At 72.7% G+C, this 10,932-nt stretch carries 17 protein-coding genes and 1 tRNA gene; 15 read left to right on the top strand and 3 right to left on the bottom strand.

What is annotated here, in order from left to right:
• Positions 1-303: 303 nt before the first annotated feature.
• Positions 304-825, bottom strand: a complete 522-nt coding sequence (locus ACFWEG_RS06345; protein WP_387209805.1) for a universal stress protein — start codon at positions 823-825, stop codon at positions 304-306.
• Positions 826-1,214: 389 nt separating this feature from the next.
• On the opposite strand from ACFWEG_RS06345, the gene ACFWEG_RS06350 reads away from it, so the two are divergent.
• From ACFWEG_RS06350 to ACFWEG_RS06370, 5 genes are all read left to right on the top strand, one after another.
• Positions 1,215-1,664: a hypothetical protein gene (locus ACFWEG_RS06350; protein WP_387209807.1), complete on the top strand. Its 450-nt coding sequence runs from the start codon at positions 1,215-1,217 to the stop codon at positions 1,662-1,664.
• Between the two features lie 398 nt (positions 1,665-2,062).
• Positions 2,063-3,274, top strand: coding sequence for a GlxA family transcriptional regulator (locus tag ACFWEG_RS06355; RefSeq protein ID WP_387209809.1), 1,212 nt, complete (start codon positions 2,063-2,065; stop codon positions 3,272-3,274).
• 82 nt (positions 3,275-3,356) lie between these two features.
• Positions 3,357-3,959 carry an oligoribonuclease gene (gene orn, locus ACFWEG_RS06360; protein ID WP_387209811.1) on the top strand — a complete coding sequence of 201 codons (603 nt, stop codon included), beginning with the start codon at positions 3,357-3,359 and terminating at the stop codon, positions 3,957-3,959.
• 117 nt (positions 3,960-4,076) lie between these two features.
• A tRNA-His gene (locus ACFWEG_RS06365) sits at positions 4,077-4,149 on the top strand.
• A gap of 120 nt (positions 4,150-4,269) precedes the next feature.
• Positions 4,270-5,547: a tyrosine-type recombinase/integrase gene (locus ACFWEG_RS06370; RefSeq protein ID WP_387209813.1), complete on the top strand. Its 1,278-nt coding sequence runs from the start codon at positions 4,270-4,272 to the stop codon at positions 5,545-5,547.
• Here the strand turns inward: ACFWEG_RS06370 and ACFWEG_RS06375 are convergent, their stop codons facing one another.
• Together ACFWEG_RS06375 and ACFWEG_RS06380 are read right to left on the bottom strand one after the other, a co-directional pair.
• The gene (locus ACFWEG_RS06375) at positions 5,548-5,772 is read right to left on the bottom strand and encodes a hypothetical protein (protein ID WP_387209815.1); all 225 of its coding nucleotides are present in this window, start codon (positions 5,770-5,772) and stop codon (positions 5,548-5,550) included. It abuts the gene before it with no gap.
• Between the two features lie 165 nt (positions 5,773-5,937).
• Entirely contained in the window at positions 5,938-6,378 is a 441-nt protein-coding gene (locus ACFWEG_RS06380) for an XRE family transcriptional regulator (RefSeq protein WP_387209817.1), read from the bottom strand.
• 267 nt (positions 6,379-6,645) lie between these two features.
• Here ACFWEG_RS06380 and ACFWEG_RS06385 point away from each other — a divergent pair, with 267 nt between their 5' ends.
• From ACFWEG_RS06385 to ACFWEG_RS06430, 10 genes are all read left to right on the top strand, one after another.
• Complete coding sequence (locus ACFWEG_RS06385) at positions 6,646-6,939, top strand: helix-turn-helix domain-containing protein (protein WP_387209818.1); 294 nt, start codon at positions 6,646-6,648, stop codon at positions 6,937-6,939.
• The gene (locus ACFWEG_RS06390; RefSeq protein ID WP_387209820.1) at positions 6,936-7,202 is read left to right on the top strand and encodes a helix-turn-helix domain-containing protein; all 267 of its coding nucleotides are present in this window, start codon (positions 6,936-6,938) and stop codon (positions 7,200-7,202) included. The genes ACFWEG_RS06385 and ACFWEG_RS06390 overlap by 4 nt, the downstream gene beginning before the upstream one ends.
• An 85-nt stretch (positions 7,203-7,287) precedes the next feature.
• The gene (locus ACFWEG_RS06395; protein ID WP_387209822.1) at positions 7,288-7,737 is read left to right on the top strand and encodes a hypothetical protein; all 450 of its coding nucleotides are present in this window, start codon (positions 7,288-7,290) and stop codon (positions 7,735-7,737) included.
• Positions 7,734-8,120: a hypothetical protein gene (locus ACFWEG_RS06400; RefSeq protein WP_387209824.1), complete on the top strand. Its 387-nt coding sequence runs from the start codon at positions 7,734-7,736 to the stop codon at positions 8,118-8,120. Before ACFWEG_RS06395 ends, ACFWEG_RS06400 begins: the two co-directional genes overlap by 4 nt.
• 112 nt (positions 8,121-8,232) lie before the next feature.
• Complete coding sequence (locus ACFWEG_RS06405; protein ID WP_387209826.1) at positions 8,233-8,592, top strand: hypothetical protein; 360 nt, start codon at positions 8,233-8,235, stop codon at positions 8,590-8,592.
• On the top strand, positions 8,589-9,032 hold the full coding sequence (locus ACFWEG_RS06410; RefSeq protein WP_387209828.1) for a hypothetical protein: 444 nt from the start codon (positions 8,589-8,591) through the stop codon (positions 9,030-9,032). The genes ACFWEG_RS06405 and ACFWEG_RS06410 overlap by 4 nt, the downstream gene beginning before the upstream one ends.
• Positions 9,029-9,250 carry a hypothetical protein gene (locus ACFWEG_RS06415; RefSeq protein ID WP_387209830.1) on the top strand — a complete coding sequence of 74 codons (222 nt, stop codon included), beginning with the start codon at positions 9,029-9,031 and terminating at the stop codon, positions 9,248-9,250. The genes ACFWEG_RS06410 and ACFWEG_RS06415 overlap by 4 nt, the downstream gene beginning before the upstream one ends.
• Positions 9,250-9,582 carry a hypothetical protein gene (locus ACFWEG_RS06420; RefSeq protein WP_387209832.1) on the top strand — a complete coding sequence of 111 codons (333 nt, stop codon included), beginning with the start codon at positions 9,250-9,252 and terminating at the stop codon, positions 9,580-9,582. The genes ACFWEG_RS06415 and ACFWEG_RS06420 overlap by 1 nt, the downstream gene beginning before the upstream one ends.
• Complete coding sequence (locus ACFWEG_RS06425) at positions 9,582-9,848, top strand: hypothetical protein (protein ID WP_387209834.1); 267 nt, start codon at positions 9,582-9,584, stop codon at positions 9,846-9,848. Before ACFWEG_RS06420 ends, ACFWEG_RS06425 begins: the two co-directional genes overlap by 1 nt.
• Positions 9,845-10,882 (top strand): hypothetical protein, encoded by a 1,038-nt coding sequence (locus tag ACFWEG_RS06430; RefSeq protein ID WP_387209836.1) that lies wholly within the window; start codon positions 9,845-9,847, stop codon positions 10,880-10,882. The genes ACFWEG_RS06425 and ACFWEG_RS06430 overlap by 4 nt, the downstream gene beginning before the upstream one ends.
• Positions 10,883-10,932: the final 50 nt, after the last annotated feature.

A 10,932-nucleotide genomic window follows, 5' to 3' on the forward strand; every position in this document is an offset into this window, starting at 1 on the left:
CCCCCGCACGTGCCACCGCGTGCGGGGGTCGCCCCTTCCTCCGGCTCCGGCGCCGCCCATGCGCCGGTCCGGAACGCCGCCCGGCCGGCGGCCGTCACTCCCCGGCCCGCGGCACGCCCCGTGCTCCGGGCCCGCGAACGGACCCGGTCGTCCGGTACGTACCCGGTGACGGGGCGTCATCCACCTGCTACGCACGAGTAGATGTGCCGGTTGTCAAGGGCGAGTTGACGCCACATCAGGGACACATGAGCCGAACGACGCGACAGCGGAACCGAGTTGCCCGAGGGGCGCCCGCGCGGGGCGTCAGGGGATGACGACGACCGGCCGCCGCGCGCGGCGGGCGAGCCGACCGGCGACCGAGCCGAAGATGCGCCCGACGATCCCCTGCGTGGAGCCGACGACGATCGCGTCGGCCGCGTACTCCCGGCCGACCTCCTCCAGCTCGTGGCAGATGTCGCCGCCACGCTCGACGAGGATCCACGGCACCTCGGCGAGGTAGTCCGCGCAGGCCAGCTCCAGACCGAGCACCTCGGTGCGGTGGTCGGGGACGTCGACGAACACGGGCGGCTCGCAGCCGGCCCACACGGTGGTGGGGAGCCGGTTGGCGACGTGCACGATGATCAGGCCGGAGCCGGAGCGCACGGCCATGCCGATGGCGTAGGCGAGGGCGCGCTCGCTGGAGGTCGAACCGTCGAAGCCGACGACGACGCCGTGCCGGAAGGCAGGGTCGCAGGAGTGGCGCGTCTGTTCCGCCGCGAGGGGGTCGCCCGAGGGATCGGCGACCTGCCTGCGGTCCGCGGGTTCAGGGAGTTCGTGACCGGCCATGGGTGTCTCGGCTGAAGAAGATCCTCTGTGAAGGAGCGACTGACGGCTCTGGCGCCGATCGAGCTGTGTCCGGGAATCACCTTCCCGAGCCCGTACCCCAAGGGTACGGCGACACCTCTCTCCTGCCCAGTGCCCGCCGCCCTACGCGGCGTTCCGGAAGCATGCACGAAGGACCCCGGTATGGCAACGGTCGCTGCCCCTTACAGCCGCTTGCCCGATCCGTCCCGGAGCGGGCGGTCCCGGCGGCCCGGATTCCCGGTGGGAGACGGCCGCAGGGGTGCGGCCGGGTGATCATGCGGCGGACGGGCGCGACCGCCGTTCCCGAACAGTGTCCCGAAGGTGTTCTGCCCGTTATGCCCGCCGGACAGTCGAAGCCACAGGGAGCCCACGTGTCCGGAACACCCCTCTTCCCCGCCCCCGCCTCCTCCCCCTCGCCCGCCCCCGGCGCCGGCGTGTCGGAACCGGTCGAATCGTCGGCCGCCCCCGCGGCCGTCCCTCCGCAGAGCCGGCGCCCCGCCGCCCCGGCCGCGGTCCCGGCGGGCGGGCCCGCCCCCGCCGAGGCCGCCTCGGACGTGGTCCGCTGGGGCGCGTTCTCGTGCGCGGTCGTGCCCGTCGTCCTCGTCGTGCTCGGCACCTCGACGCCCGGCGCGCTGGGGACCGCGCTGTGCCTCGCCGCGGTCACCGGCGGCTGCCGCGTCCTGCTGCGCCGGTCCGAACGGGCCCGGGTCCTGGCCGCCGCCGAGGCCCGCCGGCAGCCGCACCGGGGGCGGCACCAGCGCAGCGGCACGGGGGCGCACAGGGGTCGCGCCGAGTCGAACGGGGGAGCACACGGCGCATGACCGGATCCCGCAGGTGAGCCCGGCCCTTTTCGGCCAACTTCTCATCGGCGCGCCGCCTTTGGCCAAAGGTTGACCCAACCCCCCTCCGACCAGCGCGGAAAGCGCTCTCGGAAGGCGCTGTGGCCTACGGAGAAGGGCCCCGGGACAGAGGCCTACTTCCCACCGGGGACGAGGGGTGCGACGCTTCGTGATCGAAAGCTTCACGCCACGTTGCCATGTCGACATAGCGCCGGGTGCTCAACTGGTCACAACGGCAGGGTCGGACGCAGTAGATTCGATCATGACTGTCCAGGCGGGGGACACGTGTGGGACCGACCGACTGCGACGAGGAGCAGTGTGCACCGACCGACGGTCCGACGCGTACCGGGAGCCGCGACCACCGAGGGGGACTCAGCGCCATGAGCCGGTCCAACGACGCCGCCGACACCACGACCGGGCCGGGGTCCGCGCCCCCGGCGGCCAACCCGGCCGCACCCGAAGCCACCCGGAAGCTGTCGGGCCGGCGCCGCCGCGAGGTCGTCGCCGTCCTGCTCTTCGGCGGCGGCCCCATCTTCGAGAGCTCCATCCCGCTCTCCGTCTTCGGCATCGACCGGCAGGACGCGGGCGTCCCCCGCTACCGGCTCCTCGTCTGCGCGGGCGAGGAGGGGCCGCTGCGCACCACCGGCAACCTCGAGCTCACCGCCCCGCACGGCCTGGAGGCCGTCGGCCGGGCCGGCACCATCGTGGTGCCCGCCTGGCGCTCCATCACCGCCGAACCGCCCACCGACGCGCTCGCCGCGCTGCGCCGCGCCCACGAGGAGGGCGCGAGGATCGTCGGCCTGTGCACCGGCGCGTTCGTGCTCGCCGCCGCGGGCCTCCTCGACGGCCGCCCGGCGACCACCCACTGGATGTACGCGCCCACCCTCGCCAAGCGCTACCCGCAGGTCCACGTCGACCCGCGCGAGCTGTTCGTCGACGACGGCGACGTGCTCACCAGCGCCGGTACCGCGGCCGGCATCGACCTGTGCCTGCACATCGTGCGCACGGACCACGGCTCGGAGGCGGCCGGGGCGCTCGCCCGGCGTCTGGTGGTGCCCGCGCGCCGCTCCGGCGGCCAGGAGCGCTACCTGGACCGCTCTTTACCGGAGGAGATCGGCGCCGACCCGCTCGCCGAGGTCGTCGCCTGGGCCCTGGAGCACCTGCACGAGCAGTTCGACGTCGAGACGCTCGCCGCGCGCGCGTACATGAGCCGGCGGACCTTCGACCGGCGCTTCCGGTCGCTGACCGGCAGCGCGCCGCTGCAGTGGCTGATCACCCAGCGGGTGCTGCAGGCGCAGCGGCTCCTGGAGACGTCCGACTACTCCGTGGACGAGGTCGCGGGCCGGTGCGGCTTCCGCTCGCCGGTGGCGCTGCGGGGGCACTTCCGGCGGCAGCTGGGGTCCTCCCCGGCCGCGTACCGGGCCGCCTACCGCTCGCGGTCACAGTCCGAGGGGCGGCCGCCGCGCGAGCTGCGCGACGAGGCGGTGCTCCCGTCCCAGCTGCGCCGCGCCGCCGCGGCCCTCACCGGCGCCTCCGCCCCCGACCCGGGCAAGCCCGCCTCGGACGTCTACGCCCCGGGCCGGCGCGCCTAGGGCCCGCCGTCCGGGGGGCGTGCCGGGCGCCGGGCGGGACGCGGACCTCCCCGCCCGGCGGGCCTCACCGTAGGGTGAGGGCATGAACGATCGTCTGGTGTGGATCGACTGCGAGATGACCGGGCTCTCGCTGACGGAGGACGCACTCATCGAGGTGGCCGCGCTGGTCACCGACTCGGAGCTCAACGTCCTCGGCGACGGGGTCGACGTCGTGGTCCGGCCGCCGCAGGAGGCGCTGGAGACGATGCCGGAGGTGGTGCGGGCCATGCACACGTCCTCCGGCCTCCTGGAGGAGCTGGCGGCGGGCACCACGCTCGCCGACGCGGAGGCGCAGGTGCTCGCCTACGTCCGCGAGCACGTCAAGGAGCCGGGCAAGGCCCCGCTGTGCGGGAACTCCGTCGGCACCGACCGCGGCTTCCTCGCCCGCGACATGCCGGCCCTGGAGCAGCACCTGCACTACCGCATCGTCGACGTCTCCTCCGTCAAGGAGCTGGCCCGCCGCTGGTTCCCGCGGGCGTACTACAACGCGCCGGCCAAGAGCGGGAACCACCGGGCGCTGGCCGACATCCGCGAGTCCATCGCGGAGCTGCGCTACTACCGCGAGGCCGTCTTCGTCCCCCAGCCGGGGCCCGACTCCGACACCGCGCGCGAGATCTCCGCCCGCCACGTCCTGCCCCCGGCGTAACCCCCCGCCCACCTCGCCCGCCCCGGCCCCGAGCCCCCGCCCAAACCCGGGAGCGAGCACCCTCAAACACCCTGTACACTTTTTCTCGGCCGGTCGGTGAAACGACCGGGCGACACGGTGGGTATAGCTCAGCTGGTAGAGCACCTGGTTGTGGTCCAGGATGTCGCGGGTTCAAGTCCCGTTACTCACCCTTATTGATCAAGGCCCGACCTGCACAGACAGGTCGGGCCTTGATAGTTCCCAGTCGAGCGGGAACATCACGGGAACAAAGCACCCTCCACGGAACCCTCTCGCGCCGTATCGTCCAGCCATGGCGAGCATCGTTCCCCGCCCACGGAAGTCGGGCGAGATCACCTATCAAGTGAAGTGGCGCCAGGACGGCGAGTGGCAGGGCGAGAAGTTCGGCGACCCGGACCCCGAGATCGGCCGACAGCAGGCAGAGCAGTTCCAGGCCCTCGTCGAGGCACACGGGAACCGCTGGCCGCACGGCTGGGTCAAGGGCCACGGCTTCGTAGAACCCGACACCGACCCCAACGACCCCCTCCTGACGGACTTCGCCACCCGCTACGTCGACCGCCTCACCGGCATCGACGAACGCACCCGCGAGGACTACCACCGCGAGATCCGCATCCACTTCGCGCTGCTTCAGCACACCCGAACAGACGGCGCCGTCAGGCCGGCCACGATCGGGAACCTGACCCAGGACGACGTCACCGACTGGGTGCGCATCGAGGAGGCCGGCGAGAGGAACCCCGACGATCCCGAGGGATGGCTCCGGCGCCCCGCGGACCCCAAGAGCATCGCGAACCGCCATGGGCTGCTCTACTGCATCGTCCAGTCCGCCATCGAGGCCTCGCCGCAGCTCCGTACCGCGAACTGCTGTAGCCGTACGCGGCTCCCCCGCGCGGACAACGAGATCCAGGAAGAGATGTGCTTCCTGGAGCGCGAGGAGTACCAGCGCATCGCAGCCGAGCTCACCGACCCCGACGCGCGGGATCTCGCCGACTGGCTCGTGGGCACCGGCATGCGCTGGAGCGAAGCCACGGCCCTCCGTATCAGCGACCTGTCCCTGAACACCGACCGGCCGACCGTAAGCGTCCAGCGGGCCTGGAAGAAGGCCAAGACGGGCACGCCCGGAGGCGCCTTCTACCTCGGCCCCCCGAAGACGAAGAAGGCGCGTCGCCTGCTACGCCTGTCCTCTGCGCAGGTCGACATGGCACGGCGCCTCAGTACCGGCCGCCGCCATGACGACTACCTGTTCCGGGCCGCGAAGGGCGGGCCCTGGAAGCACGCGAACTTCTACAACAGGAAGTGGAAGCCGGCGGTGGCGGCCGCGGTCGCGAAGGGCTTCCCGAAGGCTCCCCGGCTGCACGACCTTCGCCACACCCACGTGTCCTGGCTGATCGCCGCTCGCATCCCGCTGCCGGCCATTCAGGTGCGGCTGGGGCACGAGAGCATTCAGACGACGGTGGACCGGTACGGGCACCTGGTGCAAGGCCTGGACGACGACATCGCGACTGCCGTCGAGGCGGCCATGGGCGCCCCGGCGCCGACTGTCGTGGGGCTTCGTCCAGTCGCGTCAGCCTGACTAGGGGCTGGCTGTACCGGGCCAGTTCTGTACCCACTTGCCGCTGGCGACGATGTGGTTCAGGTACTCGGTCATCTCGCGGGCGCACTGCTCGCTCATCTGCCCGGCGGCGATGAGCCACACGAAACGGCCGTCCTCTTCTGCGGGGAGGACGGCTCTGCCCCCGGGGAGGCGTGGGACGATCTTCATGTCGAACTCGGCCGACGGCCGTTTTTCGGGTGCCACTGGTTGAGCCCCCTTGCATGGCACTGTCGCAGCTACCACGCGTGCGGGCATGCTGCTGGCTTCGATCCGGTCACGCCCCCCAGGCGGATCATCGACTGTGCCACAGCGATCACGCTGTGACCAGAGTGGAACGTGAAGTAGTCGAAAGTAGTACTAGCTAGAGGCTTACCCCGGGTTACTACTGGTACTCGCTCCATGGCGACGCCCGCGGCCCCGAACGTAGATCTCGACGAGCTGGTCAACTTCCGCCACCTCGGCGTCGTCCAGCTCGTCGATGCGCGCCACGAGAGCGCGAGCGCTGCGGTTTCCGGTCCAGCGCTCGCTGATCAACCCGAGGTACTGCGCCGCCGCGGCCCGCTGGAGCGCGATCATCGGCAAGTCCAGGGCGGCTGCGAGCGCGCGCAATTCCGCCTCTCCCGGCGCCTTCGCCATGCGTCCCTTGACCAGGTTCTCGACCGTCCCTCGGCCGTAGACCGGGCCACGCTCCGGGTCGTCCGGGTCCACGCACCTCTCGGCCAGGGTCCGGATGCTCATGTCGAGCTGACGCAGCCGGTCGCGCACCAGGTCAGACAGGTCCGTTCTGTCGGTCCGCTCGTCGGCCGTCATCGCTCTCTTCCCAGGTCGCTTGCGTCGGTCGTTGTCCATGTTTCCTCTGGGGCGTCACTGGCATATGCCCTGATCAAGAGCCCAGGTCACCCGTTCCGCTTGGGCACAGTGTCCAGGTTAGTAGGCCACCACCGCCACCCCGCGCCGCGACCTTGACCGAATCGAGGCACGCCGGACGCCCAAGAATCTGGACACGGCGTCCAGGAATGTGCCATGCTCAAGGCGTCCAAGAACTTGGCCATTACGACCAAGGAAGGAGGCCACCGCATGTCCGCACCCCGATACCGCCTGCTCAAGCCCGAACTGCTCCGCGAGCTCATGACCCGCACCGGCGAAGGCACCGCCGTCACCGGCCGCGACCTCGCCCGCATCGTCGGCGTGCCCCACGGCACCGTCGACGCGCTCCTCAACGGCCGAACCGCGACCCAGCCAGCCAACGTCGCCCACCGCATCAGCCGGGCGATCGGCGTCGACACGCTCATCCTGTGGGCACCGACCGGGCGCGCCGTCGCAGGCGACGACCCGGCCGTCACCCACCTCCGTACCGCGGTGCCCGCGTGACCGCCCGCCACACCTACCCGGAGGCGGCCGCGATCCTCCGCGTCAAGGAGACGTGGCTCCGCCGCCACATCAAGCAGCTTCCGCACTCCAAGAAGGGCCGCGAGGTCACGTTCTCGGATCAGGACCTCGACCGGATCGACGCCCTGCACCACCACGAGCCGACGACGGCCCAGCCGGTCGCCGTGCCCTCGCCCTCCGCGGGCGAGCACCCGCTGGCGAATCTGCGCCCCCTCGGCGCCCGCCGCGCTGCCCGCGTCAGCTGATCCACCAACGCCGAGGGGCCGCCCGACTTCCCGGCCGGCGACCCCTACGACTCGGCAACCCCGAACCACAACGAAAGGGATCACCGTGAGCATCACCCTACCCACCAGCCTCCCCAGCGGAGACAGGCGCCCGGTCCTGGTGACCGGCATCAAGACCCCCGCCCCGACGACGGTGTCGGGCGTGTTCCGGGCCGCGGCCCGCCTGCTCGCCGCGAACGGGCACTACCAGGGCGACTACCTGCCCGACCCGTTCGACCGCCGCACGAGCACCCCGCACGCGTCCCGGCCGCTGTCGATCGTTGCCGCGCTCCGCTGCGTGACGACCGGCGACCCGCACCAGTCGTCGCCGCTCGCCGACCGGGCCCTGTCCGCGCTCGCCCCGCGCCTGGAGGTCAACGGGGAGGGCCCGTTCTGGGGCGACCTCTTCTCGCTGGAGTTCCACGTCGCCGCGTGGGGTGACATCGACGGCCGTACGACGGAGTCGGCTGCCGGGGTGCTCTACGCGGCAGCGGACGCCTGCGAGGTGACGGCATGACGGCCTCGTCTTCGGTCGCCGCGGGCGCCCGTGCCGCGATCAACGCGGAGTGGTCGGGCAACCCGCCGTACGAGATGGCGTCGCAGGCGGTGGCCGCGCTGATCCGCGAGGGCCGCCTCGTGGGGGCAGGTCAGGCGTTGGAGCTGGCCCGGCTTGAGGCGCTGGTCGCCGACCTGGCCGCGCTGCTGCCGACGGCACCGCCGCCCGCGGTGATGGGCGGCGAGGGCCCCCGGCTGCGCGCCGAGTGGGCGGTGTGGGAGCAGGTCGCGGCGGTGCTGCGGGTGCCCATGCCGAAGGCGGTCCCGGTGCGGGAGCCGCGGCGGGTGCACTCGGTGCGGTCGCTGCGAGAGCTGATGGCCCGGCAGGCGGGTGAGCCCGAGTGACCGCACTGACCTTCCTCTCCCTGCTGTCGGTCCTCGCCGTCGGTGAGCTCGCGGTGACGTGCGCGCTCGGCTTCGAGGACACCCGCTACCACCTCTCCCACGGGGGTACCTCATGACCTCGAACAAGCCTCAGCTCTCCGCCGAGCTGCGCGCCGACGACCTCGCCGGCGTCCTTCGCGTCGACCAGATCCGGCACGACACGCTCGTCTCCCTCGTCGCGACGTGGGGTGAGCCCGACGCCCGCGACGAGGTGATCGACGCGCTGGACCGGCTCGCCGAGGCGGTGCAGTCGCCGCGGGACGAGCACGAGCTCGACGCGCTGGTTGAGGCGGTCGACGGGGCGGCGGCGATGGACTACGCGCAGACCGAGGTGCGTCTGCTGGACGCGCTGCGCCTGCGGTCGGAGCTGGACGCCGTGATCCGTGTCTTGGCCCGGCGCAACCCGGCCGCCGCTGAGGAGCGTGCGTCGTGACCGAGCCCATGACCGTGCAGGCCGCGCTGACCCGCCTGCGCCAGTACGAGGAGCGCCCCTCCCCGACGTGGTCCACCGCGTCCTACGGCGGCGGTGCGGCTGAGTCCGCGCTCGTCGACATCGCCCGGACGCTGGCCGCCGAGGTCGAGCGCCTGCACGCCGAGAAGGCCACCCCGCTGCCCGGGGCGAAGGCCACCCGGCGCGAGCAGCTCCTCGCCGCGATCCAGACCGAGGGCGGCGGGTGGACCCCGAAGCGGGCCCTCGCCTTCTACCAGCGGCTCGGCGCCGACGTGTCGAAGCAGAGCACGGCGAAGGCCGACCTGATCGCGCTCGTCGCCTCCGGGGACCTCCGCGTCCACGACGTGACGACGAAGGACGGCGAGTTGGCCCGGCGCACGTACCGGCTCGTCGCCCGCGCCCGCCGAGGTGACGCCGCATGAGCCGCCGCGCGTACCTCCTCGCCGCCATACAGGCCGACGGCCGCCCCCTCACCGCCGCAGGCGCGGTCGACCTGATGGACGGCTCCCCGTGGCCCACGACCGGCCGCCGCACGGTGCAGAAGGACCTCCGGGCGTTCGCCGCCCGCGGGCTCCTCGCCCCGGTCGACGCCGCCGGCCGCCGCACCTACCACCCCACGACACCGGACGGAGACGCCTGATGGCCGTCGACCTCACCCACAGGCCCCAGCGCCCCACCACCACGCAGCCCGAGCCCGGGCCCGGCTTCGTGTTCGTCTACCGGGCCGCGTACCTCAGCATCCCCCTCGGCACCTACACCACCCAGGCCGCGGCGCGCGCCCACTGCGAGGCCGACGCCCTGAACCAGCGCCCCGACTGGAAGGCGGGCTCGTTCGACTGGCTCGGCGACCCCTCCGAGCCGGACGACCCGTACGAGCTGACGATCACCCGGGGCGGCGACGAGGACGTGACCGGGCACACGGTCACCCGCATCACCGTCGCCACCGCCTACGACCCGAAGGCGGACGCCTGATGGAAACCACCAAGCGCGGCCGCCCCCTCGGTATTCGCCCGTCGAACGACGTCGAGCGGGTCCTCGGACAGATCGCCCGCGGCGAGATCAGCGCCGGCCGGACCGCCGCACGGACCATCGCCGGCCGCCACGAGGCCGCCTACGGCGACGTCTGGGCCCGCCCCACCGATATCTGGGCCGCCCCCGCCGAGGTGTGGGCCGACCCGGACACCGCGTTCGCCGACGGGGTCACCGACCTCACCACCAGGAAGGACGTGCGCCCGTGAGCGCCGAACTCGTCAAGCACCAGCCCACCCCCTCCGCCTCCCTCCCCGAGAAGATGCAGTACGCCAAGGCCCTCGCCGAGTCCGGCATGCTGCCCGGCCAGTACCGCAAGCAGCCCGCCAACCTCCTCTACGCCCTGGAGTACGCGGAGTCCCTCAACCTCCACCCCATGGCCGCGATCACCGGCATCCACGTCATCGAGGGCAAGCCGTCCGCGTCGTCCGCGCTGATCTCCGCGCTGGTGCGGCGCGCCGGCCACAAGCTCCGGGTCCGGGGCAACGACCAGGAGGCCGTCGCGCAGATCGTCCGCTCCGACGACCCGGACTTCACGTTCGAGGCGCGGTGGACGATGGCCCGCGCCGAGCAGGCCGGCCTCGCCCGCAAGGCGGTGTGGAAGAACTACCCGGCCGCGATGCTCAAGGCCCGCGCGATCACCGAGGTCGCCCGCGACGCCTGCGAGGAAGCGCTGTCGGGGATGCACTACACCCCGGAGGAGCTGGGGGCGAACGTCAACGCCGACGGCGAGGTCATCGAGGCGGACGTGCAGCAGCTGCGCCGGGTGCAGCCGGGCGAGAGCGACCCGTGGGCGGCGCCCGCGCCGGGCGGGGACGGGATCACGCCGGAGCAGAGCATCGCCGACGTCGCGGGCACCACGACCAATCAGGCGTTGGTGAAGGAGCAGTACCGGCAGGCCGCGCGCGCCGGGCTGCTCGCCGCGACGGTGAAGGTCGGCGACGAGTCGACGGAGCTGGGGGCGTACCTGATCGCCCGCGGCAAGGAGCTCGCCTCGCCCACCGGCGACGACGAGCAGCAGGACGAGGGTGAGGTCGTAGAGGCCGAGGTCGTCGAGCCCGGCGTCACCGACTCCGTGGCCGAGGCGCAGGCCGCCGAGGCCGAGCTGCGCGCCGCCGCCGAGAAGGCCGGACTCACCGAGCTGGACGCCGAGTTCGAGCGGTCGTACGGGCTGCCCATCAGCGAGGCCGGCGCGACGGACCTGCGGGCCATGACCGCGATCCTCACCGGCACCGCCGCCTGACCCGAGCACGTTCCGGGGCCGCCCCTGCCCGAAACGGGGGCGGCCCCGCC

This window comes from Streptomyces sp. NPDC060194 (assembly GCF_042728285.1).
GTDB lineage: Bacteria > Actinomycetota > Actinomycetes > Streptomycetales > Streptomycetaceae > Streptomyces.